General features: G+C 53.3%; 14 protein-coding genes. 13 read left to right on the top strand and 1 reads right to left on the bottom strand.

Annotation, left to right across the window (positions count from 1 at the left end):
- Window positions 1-29: 29 nt before the first annotated feature.
- Window positions 30-1,244 (bottom strand): pyridoxal phosphate-dependent aminotransferase, encoded by a 1,215-nt coding sequence (locus ACQZQY_RS19575; protein WP_122097545.1) that lies wholly within the window; start codon window positions 1,242-1,244, stop codon window positions 30-32.
- Between the two features lie 982 nt (window positions 1,245-2,226).
- Here ACQZQY_RS19575 and lrhA point away from each other — a divergent pair.
- The 13 genes from lrhA to nuoM all read left to right on the top strand — a co-directional run bounded on the left by lrhA (window position 2,227) and on the right by nuoM (window position 17,549).
- Complete coding sequence (gene lrhA / locus ACQZQY_RS19570; protein WP_056782235.1) at window positions 2,227-3,171, top strand: transcriptional regulator LrhA; 945 nt, start codon at window positions 2,227-2,229, stop codon at window positions 3,169-3,171.
- A 703-nt stretch (window positions 3,172-3,874) separates the two neighbouring features.
- Window positions 3,875-4,318: an NADH-quinone oxidoreductase subunit A gene (locus ACQZQY_RS19565; protein ID WP_072158212.1), complete on the top strand. Its 444-nt coding sequence runs from the start codon at window positions 3,875-3,877 to the stop codon at window positions 4,316-4,318.
- Window positions 4,319-4,340: 22 nt separating this feature from the next.
- The gene (locus tag ACQZQY_RS19560; protein WP_056782240.1) at window positions 4,341-5,015 is read left to right on the top strand and encodes a NuoB/complex I 20 kDa subunit family protein; all 675 of its coding nucleotides are present in this window, start codon (window positions 4,341-4,343) and stop codon (window positions 5,013-5,015) included.
- A gap of 88 nt (window positions 5,016-5,103) precedes the next feature.
- Window positions 5,104-6,903 (top strand): NADH-quinone oxidoreductase subunit C/D, encoded by a 1,800-nt coding sequence (gene nuoC / locus ACQZQY_RS19555; protein ID WP_056782243.1) that lies wholly within the window; start codon window positions 5,104-5,106, stop codon window positions 6,901-6,903.
- A 2-nt stretch (window positions 6,904-6,905) separates the two neighbouring features.
- On the top strand, window positions 6,906-7,442 hold the full coding sequence (gene nuoE, locus ACQZQY_RS19550) for an NADH-quinone oxidoreductase subunit NuoE (RefSeq protein WP_238485086.1): 537 nt from the start codon (window positions 6,906-6,908) through the stop codon (window positions 7,440-7,442).
- Window positions 7,439-8,809: an NADH-quinone oxidoreductase subunit NuoF gene (gene nuoF, locus ACQZQY_RS19545; RefSeq protein WP_056782245.1), complete on the top strand. Its 1,371-nt coding sequence runs from the start codon at window positions 7,439-7,441 to the stop codon at window positions 8,807-8,809. Before nuoE ends, nuoF begins: the two co-directional genes overlap by 4 nt.
- A gap of 143 nt (window positions 8,810-8,952) precedes the next feature.
- On the top strand, window positions 8,953-11,679 hold the full coding sequence (gene nuoG / locus ACQZQY_RS19540) for an NADH-quinone oxidoreductase subunit NuoG (protein ID WP_431296246.1): 2,727 nt from the start codon (window positions 8,953-8,955) through the stop codon (window positions 11,677-11,679).
- The gene (gene nuoH / locus ACQZQY_RS19535; RefSeq protein WP_056782249.1) at window positions 11,676-12,653 is read left to right on the top strand and encodes an NADH-quinone oxidoreductase subunit NuoH; all 978 of its coding nucleotides are present in this window, start codon (window positions 11,676-11,678) and stop codon (window positions 12,651-12,653) included. The genes nuoG and nuoH overlap by 4 nt, the downstream gene beginning before the upstream one ends.
- A gap of 14 nt (window positions 12,654-12,667) precedes the next feature.
- Window positions 12,668-13,210: an NADH-quinone oxidoreductase subunit NuoI gene (gene nuoI / locus ACQZQY_RS19530; protein WP_056782251.1), complete on the top strand. Its 543-nt coding sequence runs from the start codon at window positions 12,668-12,670 to the stop codon at window positions 13,208-13,210.
- A gap of 12 nt (window positions 13,211-13,222) precedes the next feature.
- Window positions 13,223-13,780 carry an NADH-quinone oxidoreductase subunit J gene (nuoJ, locus tag ACQZQY_RS19525; protein WP_056782253.1) on the top strand — a complete coding sequence of 186 codons (558 nt, stop codon included), beginning with the start codon at window positions 13,223-13,225 and terminating at the stop codon, window positions 13,778-13,780.
- Complete coding sequence (gene nuoK / locus ACQZQY_RS19520) at window positions 13,777-14,079, top strand: NADH-quinone oxidoreductase subunit NuoK (protein WP_056782255.1); 303 nt, start codon at window positions 13,777-13,779, stop codon at window positions 14,077-14,079. The genes nuoJ and nuoK overlap by 4 nt, the downstream gene beginning before the upstream one ends.
- Window positions 14,076-15,923: an NADH-quinone oxidoreductase subunit L gene (nuoL, locus tag ACQZQY_RS19515; protein WP_122097549.1), complete on the top strand. Its 1,848-nt coding sequence runs from the start codon at window positions 14,076-14,078 to the stop codon at window positions 15,921-15,923. Before nuoK ends, nuoL begins: the two co-directional genes overlap by 4 nt.
- Window positions 15,924-16,019: 96 nt before the next feature.
- The gene (nuoM, locus tag ACQZQY_RS19510) at window positions 16,020-17,549 is read left to right on the top strand and encodes an NADH-quinone oxidoreductase subunit M (RefSeq protein WP_122097550.1); all 1,530 of its coding nucleotides are present in this window, start codon (window positions 16,020-16,022) and stop codon (window positions 17,547-17,549) included.
- Window position 17,550 lies beyond the last annotated feature (1 nt).

The following is a 17,550-nucleotide window of genomic DNA, read 5'->3' as shown; positions in this document are numbered from 1 at the left end:
CAGGGCGCAGAAATCTGCGCCCGCAGGGATTACTGGCGGTAAGTTTCGAGGAACCGGCCCAGTTTGCTGATCGCCATTTCCAGCTCATCAACGCGTGGCAGCGTCACGATACGGACGTGGTCCGGGTACGGCCAGTTGAATGCTGACCCCTGAACCAGCAGGACTTTTTGCTGCAACAGCAAATCCAGCACCAGTTTCTGATCGTCATGAATGTTAAAACGCTTGGCATCAATACGCGGGAACATATACAGCGCACCTTTCGGTTTCACGCATGATACGCCGGGGATCTGATTGATCAGTTCCCACGCGCTGTCGCGCTGCTGCACCAGACGGCCGCCCGGCTGAATGAATTCATTAATGCTCTGGTAACCGCCGAGAGCTGTCTGGATAGCATGTTGCATCGGAACGTTGGCACAAAGACGCATCGAGGCCAGCATTTCCAGCCCTTCAATGTAGCCTTTGGCATGTTTCTTCGGTCCGTTGAGTACCATCCAACCCTGGCGGAAACCGGCCACACGGTAGGTTTTAGACAGCCCGTTGAACGTCACGGTCAGCAGATCTGGCGCCAGCGAGGCAATGGAGATGTGCTGGGCTTCGTCATACAAAATCTTGTCGTAGATCTCATCGGCAAAGATGATCAGATTGTGTTCGCGGGCGATATCCACAATCTGCATCAGCAACTCTTTGCTGTAAACCGCGCCTGTCGGGTTGTTCGGGTTGATGATCACAATACCGCGGGTGCGCGGGGTGATTTTGTCGCGGATATCGGCGATATCCGGGAACCAGTCAGCGCCTTCATCACACATGTAATGCACCGCATTCCCGCCAGAAAGCGACACCGCCGCCGTCCATAACGGGTAATCCGGTGCAGGCACCAGCATTTCATCTCCGGTATTCAGTAACGCCTGCATCGACTGAACAATCAGTTCCGACACGCCGTTACCGATATAAATGTCTTCCACCGTCATGTCACGCATGTCGCGCGCCTGATAGTGCTGCATGATGGCTTTACGTGCTGAGAACAGACCTTTGGAGTCACAGTACCCTTGCGCTGTAGGCAGGTTGCGAATGACGTCGAGCAGAATTTCATCAGGTGCATCAAAACCGAAAGGCGCGGGGTTGCCGATGTTCAGTTTGAGGACTTTGTTACCTTCTTCTTCCAGACGTTTTGCTTCTTTGAGCACCGGGCCGCGAATGTCGTAGCAGACGTTGTCCAGTTTGCGGGATTTTTCAATCGGGGACATGTAAATGTGAGCCTTTTGCAGTAAAGCCTGTTCTTCCCTGGCGTTAATCGCCGTAGAACAGTGCGAAGCGGACAATTTACTCCCCCAAAGAGTGCATGAGAAGGGCTGCGCGCCCTTTTGGTGTAAAACAGCAGGAAAAACGCAGGGGGTGGGGTTTCTGGTCATGTTGTGGATTTTGGTTGGTTTAATAATTTGCGTAAAGAGAAATGTGTAGTTTTATATTTTACCAATGCGGGTTTTTTAATCTAAAAATTCCCTGTTTTGACTGTCTGGCAGTGTTAAAGCCATCCTTTTGTTGCCGCGGTTTTGCAGACAACATCATTAAAACTTACCTAACCTCGACAAAATCTGAAAAAAAATAGCAGGAATTCTCCGTGCTGCGGCACGGGGGTAAGGTGAATTAGTTTTATTTATCTAATGATTAATAATAACTGCTGGATGAATGATCATAAGAAAATTTTGGAGAAGACACTATTTCCATGGGTTTTATGAGGGCACCCTTTACGTATATTTAATAAAATCAGCACAAATAATAACGGGCGATTATGAAAATATCTTAATGGCCGCTAAACTGATTTTTTAGTCATGAGTTTGATATCAGCGTGAGCTAATGAATTTGTTGAATTATATTGTCTTACAACTTATCTGAACGGTAAATTTAACTTATGTATCCGGCGTGCTGACAGGCTTAAACCACAGGTGTGGGCAGGAAAAGCGCAAAGAAAATAGGTGAGTGGAGCAGGCGAAAATGGTTTATTCTTATTAATTAAGCCTGGCTAATCATTTATCTTTTGTGTGGAGATTTTTCACGGCATCTGAGGAGATGAAAACTGCTTCTATGAAATTTTTCAGGCACAAATATTTCTCAATTTTGCTTATCTAATGAGTGAGTACCTGACATATCTGGTATTCTGCGGATGCTGATACTTTGACGCAGCATCAGGGTAGCTTGTTATTAGATTCTATAAAGCGAAGAAAAACTATGACAAATGCAAATCGTCCAATCCTCAATCTCGATCTTGACCTGTTGAGGACATTTGTAGCTGTTGCGGATTTGAATACGTTCGCTGCAGCAGCTGCTGCTGTGTGTCGTACTCAGTCGGCAGTCAGTCAACAAATGCAACGTCTTGAACAACTCGTTGGAAAAGAACTGTTTGCCAGGCACGGACGCAATAAATTATTAACTGAACACGGCATTCAGTTATTGGGGTATGCACGCAAAATTCTTCGTTTTAACGATGAAGCCTGCACCTCTTTGATGTACAGCAATGTTCAGGGCGGAATTACCATCGGTGCATCCGATGATACCGCCGATACTATTTTGCCTTTTCTGCTCAGTCGCGTGACGTCTGTGTACCCGAAACTGTCAATCGATGTACGGGTAAAACGCAGTCCGTTTATGTTATCGATGCTGGAAAGCGAAGAGATCGATCTGGCCATCACTACGATGACGGGCACAGAACATCCTCATATCATTCTGCGGACGTCACCTACGCTCTGGTACTGCGCGGCGGATTTCGCGTATCCATCCGGGGACAGTGTGCCGCTCGTGGTACTTGATGAGCCAAGCCCGTACCGCCAGATGGCGACAGAATACCTGAATCAGGCCGGTATTCCGTGGCGTATCGCTTACGTGGCATCGACATTGTCGGCTATTCGCGCCGCCGTTCGCGCCGGGTTGGGCGTGACCGCAAGACCTATCGAAATGATGAGCCCTGAACTGCGCGTTCTGGGTGAACAGGATGGTCTGCCGCGTCTGCCTGACACGCAATATGTACTGTATAAAAATGCCAACTGTAACAATGAACTGGCGATGGCCATTTTCAACGCGGTTGAACAGGGCAATGATCCTTATTCTCTCAGCGCTTACGGTCCCCGGCCTGTAGTGGATGACGATCATGAACTGCTGGCTGATTCAAAAAGTTAAGATTATCGCCTCTTTTTACCTCCCGCCCGGATACTGCAGGGCGGGGGTAAAGGCCTCTACTCCTTTCGGGTAGTAAAACCTCTCTTTTTGGGTGTTTTATTTAAAATCTCACGCCAAACTTGTTTTTTCCTCCCTTAATGCTGCTTGTTCCCCGTCCTGACTGTTTCTGGTCTTCATTATCACCCTACTAAATCACGCAAAAATAGGCTTTTTTTCGCGTGGGAAAATCAGTGATTTTTTCTCGCCATTGACTTGTTGTTTTCTGTTATTCAACAAAACTTGTTAAAAGTGCGGCTTTTTTTCTGTCGAAATTGACAGAACTCTGACCTGGATCAAAAAAATAACCCTAATAAGAGAGTGGAAGCGTTGTCTATTCCTGCGACAATAGCAAAGCAACAAAGATGTCATAACTCCCGTCACAGGCTCATGCTTTATCACCCTTTTTAACTGACACGATTTAGCTTAAGTGTTGTCGCATGTAATGTTAATTAAATGATAAGCATGTAAACTAATGTGGAGATACTTTTGTCAAAGTTGACAAAAGGTTATAGAAAAGGGTAAAAAGCCCACAACAAATCACTGGCTTAATACTTTGTTGAGTCGTGAACTGTGTGGTTATTAATCCTTCCCTTGAATCGATGTGGTGCGCAAACTGCCGATCCCATAGAGCAGATGCCCAAGCGCCACTTTTGATGAGTAAGCAATGAGTATGTCAACAGCCACTGAAGTCATCGCTCAACACTGGGCGTTCGCCGTTTATCTTATCGTCGCAATGGGGCTTTGCTGCCTGATGTTACTGGGCGCCGCGTTCCTCGGCGGGAGAGCCAGAGCGCGTTACAAAAATACCCCTTATGAGTCTGGTATCGCATCTGTGGGCTCAGCCCGCCTGCGTCTCTCCGCCAAATTCTATCTGGTCGCGATGTTTTTCGTTATTTTCGACGTTGAAGCCTTGTATCTCTATGCATGGTCAACTTCTATCCGTGAAAGCGGCTGGACCGGTTTCGTCGAAGCCACCATTTTCATTTTGGTACTGCTGGCTGGTTTGTTTTATCTGGTGCGGATTGGCGCGCTGGACTGGACGCCAACACGTTCGAAAGGACCTGTTAAACCAAGCCCGGCGATTAATACCAACAGTCACCCTCAGTAGTAAGTCATAGCGAGGCAATAAGATGGACTATACGCTCACCCGCGTAGACCCGGACGGTGAGAACGACCGTTACCCCCTGCAGAATCAGGAGGTGGTCGGCGATCCACTTCAGGAGCAGGTTAAACGCAGCGTTTTCATGGGAAACCTTCAGGAATCACTGCACGGCATGGTGAACTGGGGACGCAAAAACTCCCTCTGGCCCTACAACTTCGGCCTTTCCTGCTGCTACGTCGAAATGGTGACGTCATTCACTGCGGTGCATGACGTCGCGCGTTTTGGTGCAGAAGTTCTGCGTGCATCGCCGCGTCAGGCCGACTTCATGGTCGTGGCAGGCACCTGCTTCACCAAAATGGCCCCGGTAATCCAACGTTTGTATGACCAGATGCTCGAGCCGAAATGGGTGATTTCGATGGGTGCCTGTGCGAACTCCGGCGGTATGTACGATATTTATTCCGTCGTGCAGGGTGTGGATAAATTCCTGCCTGTCGATGTGTATATCCCGGGGTGCCCGCCGCGTCCTGAGGCTTACATGCAGGCGCTGTTGCTGCTGCAGGAATCTATCGGTAAAGAACGCCGCCCATTGTCATGGGTCGTCGGCGATCAGGGTGTTTACCGCGCGAATATGCAGTCTGAAAAAGAGCGTAAACGTGCTGAACGCATAGCCGTGACAAATCTGCGTTCGCCGGACGAGATTTAACACTGCGATCTGAGAGTCAACCCTGAGGGGGGGTGTATGCATATCCCCCTTACGGCATAAATGACCATTTAGTGTGGTGAAAAAAATTATGACAGATTTGACGACGCAAAATACCGCCCTGCCAGCATGGCATACCCGTGATCATCTTGATGATCCGGTTATTGGCGAGTTGCGTAACCGTTTTGGGCCTGAGGCCTTTACTGTTCAGCCGACCCGTACCGGAATTCCCGTGGTGTGGTTCAAGCGTGAACAGGTACTGGAAGCGATTACCTTTCTACGAAAACAGCCAAAACCTTATGTCATGCTGTTCGACTTGCATGGCGTTGATGAGCGTTTACGTACTCACCGCGACGGTTTACCGGCCGCGGATTTTTCCGTTTTCTATCACCTGATCTCCGTCGAGCGTAACCGCGACATCATGATCAAGGTGGCGTTAGCGGAAAACGATCTCCATGTTCCGACCTTGACCAAGGTGTTCCCGAACGCCAACTGGTACGAGCGTGAAACCTGGGAAATGTTTGGTATTACCTTCGATGGCCACCCGCACCTGACGCGCATCATGATGCCGCAGACCTGGGAAGGGCACCCGTTGCGTAAAGATTATCCGGCGCGTGCCACCGAGTTCGATCCTTATGAGCTGACGAAGCAAAAAGAAGAGCTCGAGATGGAAGCGCTGACCTTCAAGCCGGAAGACTGGGGCATGAAGCGTGGCACCGAAAATGAGGACTTTATGTTCCTTAACCTCGGTCCAAACCACCCGTCATCACACGGTGCGTTCCGCATTATCCTGCAGCTTGATGGCGAAGAGATTGTCGACTGTGTACCGGATGTCGGTTACCACCACCGTGGTGCTGAAAAAATGGGCGAGCGCCAGTCATGGCACAGCTACATTCCGTACACTGACCGTATCGAATATCTCGGCGGTTGCGTTAACGAAATGCCTTACGTGCTGGCCGTTGAAAAACTTGCCGGTATCGTCACGCCGGATCGCGTCAACACCATTCGCGTGATGCTGTCTGAACTGTTCCGCATCAACAGCCACCTGCTGTACATCTCTACGTTTATTCAGGACGTGGGCGCGATGACGCCAGTGTTCTTCGCCTTTACCGATCGTCAGAAAATCTACGATCTGGTGGAAGCGATCACCGGTTTCCGTATGCACCCGGCCTGGTTCCGTATCGGTGGCGTTGCGCATGACCTGCCGAAAGGCTGGGATCGTCTGCTGCGTGAATTCCTTGACTGGATGCCAGCACGACTGGATTCCTACGTCAAAGCGGCGCTGAAAAACACGATTCTGATTGGCCGTTCCAAAGGCGTGGCTGCGTACAACGCGGATGACGCGCTGGCGTGGGGCACCACCGGCGCTGGCCTGCGTGCCACCGGCATCGACTTCGACGTGCGTAAATGGCGTCCGTATTCCGGTTACGAAAACTTTGACTTTGAAGTGCCGGTCGGCGACGGCGTCAGCGACTGCTATTCCCGTGTAATGCTCAAAGTGGAAGAGCTTCGCCAAAGCCTGCGCATTCTGGAACAGTGCTACAAAAACATGCCTGAAGGCCCGTTCAAGGCGGATCACCCGCTGACCACGCCGCCACCGAAAGAGCGCACCCTGCAACACATCGAAACCCTGATCACGCACTTCCTGCAAGTGTCGTGGGGGCCGATCATGCCTGCGCAAGAATCTTTCCAGATGGTCGAAGCGACCAAAGGGATCAACAGCTACTACCTGACCAGTGACGGCAGCACCATGAGCTACCGCACACGAGTCCGTACGCCAAGCTTCCCGCATTTGCAGCAGATCCCGTCCGTAATCCGTGGCAGCCTGGTATCCGACCTGATCGTGTATCTGGGCAGTATCGATTTTGTAATGTCAGATGTGGACCGCTAACGATGACAGATATCAATAAAAACTCAGAGGTTCAGTTCATCAACGTCAGCGAGCCGGTGATCACGCCGGTGTTTGAGCTGAGCGATGCTGAACGCGAAGCGATTGAACACGAGAAACATCACTACGAAGATGCCCGCGCGGCTTCTATCGAAGCGTTGAAGATCGTGCAAAAAGCGCGTGGCTGGGTGCCAGACGGCGCTATCTACGCGATCTCCGATGTTCTGGGCATTCCGGCCAGTGACGTTGAAGGTGTGGCGACGTTTTACAGCCAGATCTTCCGCCAGCCGGTTGGCCGCCATGTGATCCGTTACTGTGACAGCGTGGTGTGCCACATCACCGGTTATCAGGGGATCCAGGCTGCGCTGGAACAACAGTTGCACATCAAGCCGGGCGAAACGACGCAAGACGGTCGCTTTACTCTGCTGCCGACCTGTTGTCTCGGTAACTGTGACAAAGGCCCGTCGATGATGATCGACGAGGACACGCACAGCCGCCTGACACCAGAAGCCATCGGCCAGCTACTGGAGCGCTATGTATGACAATCAACGGTTATACGCCAAGACATATTGAACGCACGCCGGAAATGCATCCGCTGACATGGCGTATGCGTGACGATGAGCAGCCGGTCTGGATCGACGAATACCGCAGCAAAAACGGTTACGTCGGCGCAGAAAAGGCGCTCAAAAGCATGGCGCAGGAAGAGATCGTCAACCTGGTAAAAGACGCTGGCCTGAAAGGGCGCGGCGGTGCGGGTTTCTCCACCGGTTTGAAGTGGAGTCTGATGCCAAAAGACGAAAGCATGAACATCCGCTATCTGCTGTGTAACGCCGATGAGATGGAACCCGGTACTTACAAAGACCGCATGCTGATGGAACAAATGCCACACCTGCTGGTGGAAGGCATGTTGATTTCCGCGTTTGCACTGAAATCTTACCGTGGCTACATCTTCCTGCGTGGCGAATATATCGAAGCCGCCGTGAACCTGCGTCGCGCGATTGCTGAAGCCACTGAAGCGGGTCTGCTGGGTAAAAATATCCTCGGTACCGGTTTTGATTTCGAACTGATCGTGCATACCGGTGCGGGCCGCTACATCTGCGGTGAAGAGACAGCACTGATTAACTCGCTGGAAGGCCGCCGCGCTAACCCGCGTTCCAAACCACCGTTCCCGGCCTCTGCCGGTGCATGGGGTAAACCGACCTGTGTGAACAACGTCGAAACCCTGTGTAACGTGCCTGCCATTCTTGAGCACGGTGTGGATTGGTACAAAGGGATGTCTGCGGGCAAAAGCGAAGATGCAGGCACCAAACTGATGGGCTTCTCCGGTCGGGTGAAAAATCCGGGCGTCTGGGAACTGCCGTTTGGTACGACCGCACGTGAAATTCTTGAAGATTATGCCGGTGGTATGCGTGATGGCCTGAAATTCAAAGCCTGGCAACCGGGCGGCGCAGGGACTGACTTCCTGACTGCCGATCACCTGGATCTGCCTATGGATTTCGCCAGCATCGGTAAAGCTGGTAGCCGTCTGGGTACTGCGTTGGCGATGGCAGTCGATCATGAAATTGGCATGGTTCCGCTGGTTCGAAATCTGGAAGAGTTCTTCGCCCGTGAATCTTGTGGCTGGTGTACGCCGTGCCGAGACGGTTTGCCGTGGAGTGTGAAGATCCTGCGCGCGCTGGAACGTGGTGAAGGGCAGCCGGGAGACATTGAAACTCTCGAACAGCTTTGCCGCCAGCTTGGTCCGGGCAAAACCTTCTGCGCACACGCGCCGGGTGCCGTGGAGCCATTACAGAGTGCGATTAAATATTTCCGGGAAGAGTTTGAGGCGGGCATCGCCAAACAGCATTACAGCAACGCGCGGGCAATTGGCGGTATTCAGCCAAACAATCTGCTGAAACAGCGCTGGTAGTGAAGGCAACAGGCAGCGGACGTGAGCCCGCTGTGCGCGAAATCCCAATACAAGGGACGCGCTGTCGAGTGATAGACGCCAACCCGGCAAGAATTTTTGATTAACGCCCGCCGTCAGGTGGGCCACGTGGAAGCATGCTGACTATGGCTACGATTCATGTAGACGGCAAAGAATACGATGTAGACGGAGCGGACAACCTGTTACAGGCTTGCCTCTCTCTCGGCCTCGATATTCCTTATTTTTGCTGGCATCCGGCGCTGGGAAGCGTCGGCGCTTGCCGCCAATGTGCGGTTAAGCAATACCAAAACGCGGAAGATACGCGCGGTCGTCTGGTGATGTCATGTATGACACCAGCGTCTGATGGCACCTTCATTTCCATCGACGACGGCGAAGCGAAAGAGTTTCGCGAGAGCGTTGTGGAATGGTTGATGACCAACCATCCGCACGACTGTCCGGTGTGCGAGGAGGGCGGTAACTGTCACCTGCAGGATATGACAGTCATGACCGGCCACAGTATGCGCCGTTACCGTTTCACCAAGCGTACCCATAACAATCAGGATCTCGGCCCGTTCATCTCTCACGAAATGAACCGCTGTATCGCCTGTTATCGCTGTGTCCGTTACTACAAGGATTACGCGGACGGCACAGACCTGGGTGTATATGGCGCGCACGACAACGTCTATTTCGGTCGTCCGGAAGATGGCCCGCTGGAAAGCGAGTTCTCCGGTAACCTGGTAGAAGTGTGTCCGACCGGCGTATTCACCGATAAAACGCACTCCGAACGCTATAACCGTAAATGGGACATGCAGTTTGCGCCAAGCATCTGTCAGCAATGTTCTGTTGGCTGTAACACCAGCCCGGGTGAGCGTTATGGCGAACTGCGTCGTATCGAAAACCGTTATAACGGTACCGTAAACCACTACTTCCTCTGCGACCGTGGCCGTTTCGGCTATGGCTACGTGAACCTGAAAGATCGTCCTAAGAAGCCATTGCAGCTGCGTGGCAACGACTGGATTGAACTGAACGCTGAACAGGCGATGCAGGGCGCGGCAGACATCATCCGTCAGGCGAAGAAAACCATCGGTATCGGTTCTCCACGCGCCAGCCTCGAAAGCAACTTTGCCCTGCGTGAACTGGTGGGAGCCGAAAACTTCTACACCGGGATCAACGCCGCAGAGCAGGGTCGTCTGCAACTGATGCTCAACGTTCTGCGCAACAGCGGCGTACATACGCCAGCATTGCGTGAAATCGAAGAGTACGATGCCGTGCTGGTGCTGGGCGAAGATCTGACTCAGACCGGTGCCCGTATCGCTCTGTCTGTCCGTCAGGCTGTTAAAGGTAAAGCCCGTGCAATGGCCGCCGCTCAGCGTGTTGCTGACTGGCAGATTGCTGCGGTGCAAAACATCGGTCAGCACGCCAAACATCCGCTGTTTATTACCAACGTAGATAACACCAAACTCGACGATATCGCAGCGTACAATTACCGTGCGCCGGTCGATGAGCAGGCCCGTTTCGGCTTTGCAATCGCCCATGCGCTGGATAATTCAGCGCCAGCGGTCAGCGATCTGGCTGATGGTCTGAACAAAAAAATCGACGTGATCGTGCAGGCGCTGACCGGTGCCCGTAAGCCTCTGATCATTTCCGGTTCTAACGCCGGTTCTGATGCGATCATTGAAGCGGCAGCGAACATCGCCAAAGCATTGAAAGTGGCAGGCAGTGATGTCGGTATCACTTTCGTGGCTTCTGCGGCAAACAGTATCGGCCTGTCCATGATTGGCGGCGGTACGCTGGATGATGCGCTTGAGTTGCTGGCCAGCGGCGGCGCAGACAGCGCCATTGTGATGGAAAATGACCTTTATCGTCAGGCTCCTGAAGCGAAGGTGGATGCGGCGCTTGCCAGTGTGCAAAACCTGGTGGTTGTTGACCATCAGCGCACGCGCATCATGGATAAAGCCAGCCTGATCCTGCCTGCGGCGAGTTTTGCCGAAAGCGACGGTACGCTGGTGAACCAGGAAGGCCGCGCTCAGCGCTTCTTCCAGGTCTACGATCCCGCTTACTACGACACCTCCGTTTCCATGCTGGAAAGCTGGCGCTGGATGCACTCGCTGCATTCAACCGTCAACAGCCGCCACGTTGACTGGACTCAGCTCGATCACGTGATCGAAGCCTGCGTCGAGGCATTGCCGCAGCTGAAAGGCATGGTTGAAGCTGCGCCAAATGCCAGCTTCCGCATTCGTGGTCAGAAACTGGCGCGTTCTCCGAACCGCTCCAGTGGCCGTACTGCGATGCGCGCGAACATCAGCGTGCACGAACCGCGTCAGCCGCAAGATAAAGACACCATGTTTGCCTTCTCGATGGAAGGGAACAACAGCCCGACAGCCAACCGCAATCAGGTACCTTTTGCCTGGGCGCCTGGCTGGAACTCACCGCAAGCCTGGAACAAATTCCAGAGCGAAGTTGGCGGCAGTCTGCGCCACGGTGATCCGGGTGTGCGTCTCATCGAAGCGGGGGAGGGGAGTCTCGACTACTTCACCGCCATCCCTGCTGCATTCACCACCACAGTGGGTAACTGGCGTGTCGCGGCTTACTACCACCTGTTCGGCAGTGAAGAGATGACCCAGCGTTCTTCTGTCATTCAGCAACGTATGCCAGCGCCTTATGTGATGGTTAACCCGGCCGATGCCGCGCAGTTAGGTGTGAATGCAGGTTCTCAGGTGGAATTCACCTGTGCCGGTCAGACACTGAAATTACCGGTTCGCCTGAGTGAAACCCTGAATCAGGGTCAGCTTGGTTTACCGCTGGGCTTGCCGGGCATTCCGCCGATTCTGGTTGGCGCTACGGTTGAAAATCTGCGGGAGGCTGCACAATGAGCTGGTTTACACCTGTCGTAATCGACACGCTGATCGCCGTCCTGAAAGCTATCGTGATCCTGCTGATCGTCGTGACCTGCGGGGCTTTCATGAGCTTCGGCGAGCGTCGTCTGCTCGGCCTGTTCCAGAACCGCTACGGACCAAACCGTGTCGGCTGGGGCGGTTCCCTGCAGCTGGTTGCTGACATGATCAAGATGTTCTTCAAGGAAGACTGGGTACCTAAATTCACCGACAAAGCCATCTTTACGCTGGCCCCGATGATTGCGTTTACGTCCCTGTTAATCTCCTTTGCGATTGTTCCGGTCAGTCCGACCTGGTTCGCCGCAGATCTGAACATCGGTATTTTGTTCTTCCTGATGATGGCCGGTCTGACCGTCTATGCCGTGTTGTTCGCTGGCTGGTCCAGTAACAACAAATACTCGCTGCTGGGTGCGATGCGTGCGTCTGCCCAGACGCTGAGCTACGAAGTGTTCCTCGGTTTATCACTGATGGGCGTTGTGGCGCAGGCCGGTTCCTTCAATCTGCAGGACATCGTCATTTCTCAGTCGCACATGTGGAATATCATTCCGCAGTTCTTCGGTTTTGTGACCTTTGCCATCGCCGGTGTCGCTGTCTGTCACCGTCACCCGTTTGACCAGCCGGAAGCCGAGCAAGAACTGGCCGATGGTTACCACATTGAATATTCCGGTATGAAATTCGGTCTGTTCTTCGTGGGGGAATATATCGGTATCGTGACGGTTTCTGCGCTGATCGTGACCTTGTTCTTCGGTGGCTGGCAGGGTCCGTTCCTGTATCCGGTGATCTGGTTTGCACTGAAAACGGCGTTCTTCATGGTGATGTTCATTTTGATCCGTGCTGCTTTACCGCGTCCCCGCTACGACCAGGTGATGTCATTTGGCTGGAAAGTTTGCCTGCCATTGACCTTGCTTAATCTGCTGGCGACCGCTGCGGTCATCTTGTACAACGCGCAATAAGGGGTGATGAAACCATGACATTGAAAGACATAGTGGTCGGGTTCGGGACCCAGGTTCGTAGCTTGTGGATGATAGGCATGCATGCCTTCGCCAAGCGCGAAACCCAGATGTACCCGGAAGTGCCGGTCAATCCACCTCCGCGTTACCGTGGTCGTATCGTGCTGACGCGCGATCCCGACGGTGAAGAGCGCTGCGTTGCCTGTAACCTGTGTGCGGTAGCCTGTCCGGTAGGCTGTATTTCTCTGCAAAAAGCAGAGCATAAAGACGGTCGCTGGTACCCGGAGTTCTTCCGCATCAACTTCTCACGTTGCATTTTCTGCGGCCTGTGTGAAGAAGCGTGCCCGACAACAGCTATCCAGCTGACGCCGGACTTCGAAATGGGTGAATTCAAACGCCAGGATCTGGTGTACGAAAAAGAAGATTTGTTGATCTCTGGACCGGGTAAATATCCGGAATATAACTTCTACCGGATGTCCGGTATGGCCGTTGACGGCAAGCCGAAAGGCGATGCGGAAAACGAAGCCAAACCGATCAACGTCAAAGGTCTGTTGCCCTAAGGAGCCGCAAGCATGGAATTTGCATTTTATATTGCAGCCCTGGTGGCCGTGTTGGCGACATTGCGTGTTATCACGCATACCAACCCGGTACATGCACTGCTGTATCTGATCGTCTCTCTGCTGGCGATTGCTGCGGTGTTCTTCTCGCTCGGCGCGTACTTCGCCGGTGCGCTGGAGATCATTGTTTACGCCGGGGCCATCATGGTGCTGTTCGTGTTCGTGGTGATGATGCTGAACCTTGGCAACGTCCAGGAGCAGGAACGCGCATGGTTGCAACCTTCGACCTGGATCGGTCCTTCGATTCTGGCAGTTGTTCTGCTGGGCGTGATGATCGCATCAATTCTTGGTCTGCACGACCACGGCATCAAAGGCGAGATGGTTGACGCGAAAGCCGTCGGTATCGCGCTGTTTGGTCCTTACGTTCTGGCCGTGGAACTGGCGTCAATGCTGCTGCTGGCCGGTCTGGTCGTGGCGTTCCACATCGGTCGTGAACATAAAGCGGGTGAAGTCTTTGGTGACGCACCGGTCACGACGGAAATGGCGAAACGAAAAACGGAGGAGAGAGCATGATCCCTCTACAACATGGCCTGATCCTGGCCGCGATTCTCTTTGTGTTGGGGCTGACCGGGCTGATTGTCCGTCGTAACCTGCTGTTTATGCTGATCAGTCTGGAAGTGATGATCAACGCAGCGGCGCTGGCGTTCATTGTGGCTGGAAGCTATTGGGGTCAGGCAGACGGACAGGTGATGTACATCCTGGCGATCAGCCTGGCTGCGGCGGAGGCCAGTATTGGTCTGGCGTTGCTGCTGCAACTCTATCGCCGTCGCCACACTCTGAATATTGATACTGTCAGTGAGATGCGCGGATGAACTTATTATATTTAACAATTCTGTTCCCGCTGATTGGCTTCCTGTTACTGGCCTTCTCACGCGGTCGCTGGTCTGAAAATACGTCGGCTACCATTGGCGTGGGGTCGATTGGTCTGGCAGCGCTGACCACTGTCTACGTTGGCATCAACTTCCTTAGCCAGAAAGCGGCAGGCGTTGACGTCTTTAGTCAGACACTGTGGAACTGGATGCAAGTCGGCGATTTCAATATCTCCGCAACGCTGATCCTCGACGGCCTGTCAATGACCATGCTGTCTGTGGTCACCGGCGTCGGCTTCTTCATCCACATGTTCGCGTCCTGGTACATGCGTGGTGAAGAGGGTTACTCCCGCTTCTTCGCGTACACCAACCTGTTTATCGCCAGCATGGTCGTTTTGGTCCTGGCAGATAACCTGTTGCTGATGTACCTCGGCTGGGAAGGCGTGGGTCTTTGCAGCTACCTGTTGATCGGTTTCTACTACACTAACCCGGCCAACGGCGCGGCAGCGATGAAAGCGTTCATTGTGACCCGTGTCGGCGACGTGTTCCTGGCATTTGCGCTGTTCATTTTGTACCGCGAGCTGGGTACGCTGAATATCCGTGAACTGATGGTGCTGGCACCGCAGAAACTGGCGGTAGGCGACACGGCAATCACCTGGGCAACCCTGATGTTACTGGGTGGCGCAGTGGGTAAATCCGCACAGCTTCCGCTTCAGACCTGGCTGGCAGACGCCATGGCCGGTCCGACACCGGTTTCCGCGCTTATCCACGCCGCAACGATGGTTACCGCCGGTGTTTACCTGATTGCACGTACCCACGGCCTGTTCCTGATGGCGCCTGAGGTTCTGCATCTGGTGGGCATTATTGGTGCGGTAACGCTGGTGCTGGCAGGTTTTGCGGCACTGGTGCAAACCGACATCAAACGCGTTCTTGCTTACTCGACCATGAGCCAGATTGGTTACATGTTCCTGGCGCTGGGCGTACAGGCGTGGGATGCAGCAATCTTCCACCTGATGACGCATGCGTTCTTCAAAGCACTCCTGTTCCTTTCTTCCGGTTCGGTCATTTTGGCCTGCCACCACGAGCAGAACATCTTCAAAATGGGTGGATTGCGTAAATCCATTCCGCTGGTGTATGTCTGCTTCCTGGTCGGCGGCGCGGCGTTGTCAGCCTTGCCAATCATTACCGCGGGCTTCTTCAGTAAAGATGAAATCCTTGCCGGTGCGCTGGCTAACGGTCATCTCAATCTGATGGTCGCGGGTCTGGTGGGTGCGTTTATGACCTCGCTGTACACCTTCCGCATGATCTTCATCGTCTTCCATGGCGAAGAAAAAATTAAAGCCCATGCGGGTAAAGGCATCACTCATCACCTGCCGCTGCTGGTGTTACTGGTTCTGTCCACCTTCATTGGCGCGATGATTGTTCCGCCTCTGAAAGGCGTTCTGCCGGAAACCACTGAGCTGGCGCATGGCAGCGTGCTGACCCTGGAAATCACGTCAGGCGTGATTGCGATTGCCGGTATTCTGCTGGCGGCGGCCCTGTATCTGGGTAAACGCTCGCTGGTAAACAGCATCGCGAAAAGCGCACCGGGTCGTTTCTTCACGACCTGGTGGTTCCACGCCTGGGGCTTCGACTGGCTGTACAACATGATTTTCGTGAAACCGTATCTGGCTATCGCGAAACTCCTGCAGCGTGACCCGCTGAACTCGATGATGAATCTGCCTGCGATCTTTACCCGTCTGGGAAATCGCGGTCTGACGCTGAGCGAGAACGGTATGGTCCGCTGGTACGTCGCGTCAATGGGGCTGGGTGCAGTGGTTGTTCTTGCGCTGCTGCTGGTGATTTAAGCCTGTCTTACGGGTGTGATTATCAATGCCGGTTTGTCTGTGTGACGGCCGGCAAGTGAAATAGCCTACGGGCATAAAAGAAGGGAACGACACGCCATGCTATTACCTTGGCTAATATTTATCCCCTTTATCGGCGGGCTGCTGTGCTGGCAGACTGAGCGCTTTGGGAGCAAAGTACCGCGCTGGATCGCGTTGATTGCGATGGGGCTGACGCTGGCTCTTTCCGTGCAATTGTGGTTGCAGGGAGGATATTCATTAACATCACCTGCGGGTATTCCACAGTGGCAATCCGAGTTCTCGGTGCCGTGGATCCCTCGTTTTGGTATCAGCTTCCATCTGGCGCTGGACGGTTTGTCCTTGCTGATGGTCGTGCTGACCGGTTTGCTCGGCGTACTGGCGATCCTCTGTTCGTGGCGTGAAATCCAGAAGTATCAGGGTTTCTTCCACCTGAACCTGTTGTGGATCCTCGGCGGCGTAATCGGCGTGTTCCTCGCCATCGACTTGTTCCTGTTCTTCTTCTTCTGGGAAATGATGTTGGTGCCGATGTACTTCCTGATTGCTCTGTGGGGTCACAAAGCGTCAGACGGTAAAACGCGTATCAGCGCAGCAACCAAGTTCTTCATCTACACGCAGTCCAGCGGTCTGGTGATGTTGATTGCTATCCTCGGTCTGGTGTTTGTGCATTACAACGCCACCGGCGTGTGGACATTCAACTACGCAGACTTGCTGAAAACACCAATGTCGAACGGTGTTGAATATCTGCTGATGCTCGGCTTCTTTATCGCGTTCGCGGTGAAAATGCCAGTAGTGCCGTTGCATGGCTGGTTGCCGGATGCGCACAGTCAGGCGCCGACCGCAGGTTCCGTTGACTTAGCCGGTATCTTGCTGAAAACCGCTGCCTACGGGATGTTGCGTTTCTGTCTGCCATTGTTCCCGAATGCATCACACGAGTTTGCCCCTATCGCCATGTGGCTGGGCGTGATTGGTATCTTTTACGGCGCATGGATGGCATTCGCGCAGACCGATATTAAGCGTCTGATTGCGTATACCTCTGTTTCGCACATGGGCTTCGTACTGATCGCTATCTACACCGGCAGCCAGCTGGCGTACCAGGGCGCAGTGATTCAGATGATTGCACACGGTCTGTCCGCAGCCGGTATGTTCATCATCTGTGGTCAGCTTTACGAACGTCTGCATACCCGTGATATGCGCCAGATGGGCGGATTGTGGGGCCGAATTAAATACCTGCCAGCGTTGTCACTGTTCTTTGCAGTGGCGACCCTAGGGATGCCGGGGACCGGTAACTTCGTGGGCGAAATCATGATCCTGTTTGGCAGCTTCCCGGTTGTGCCGGTGATTACTGTCATCTCGACCTTCGGTCTGGTGTTTGCCTCAGTGTATTCTCTGGCGATGATGCAGCGCGCTTACTACGGTAAAGGAAAGTCTGACCAGCCGTTGCCGGGCATGACCGCACGCGAACTGTCGATCATTCTGTTACTGGTGGTATTGCTGGTGGCGCTGGGCTTCTTCCCGCAGCCCATTCTGGATACCTCAAGTGCAGCGATGACCAACATTCAGCACTGGTATGGGTCATCAGTTTCCACTATTTCAACGACAAGGCCGTAAC

This window comes from Rahnella sp. PAMC25559, from assembly GCF_050632365.1.
Taxonomy (GTDB): Bacteria; Pseudomonadota; Gammaproteobacteria; order Enterobacterales; family Enterobacteriaceae; genus Rahnella; species Rahnella rivi.
Note: the sequence above shows the minus strand (reverse complement) of the source record. Positions and strands in the feature narration are given on the sequence as shown.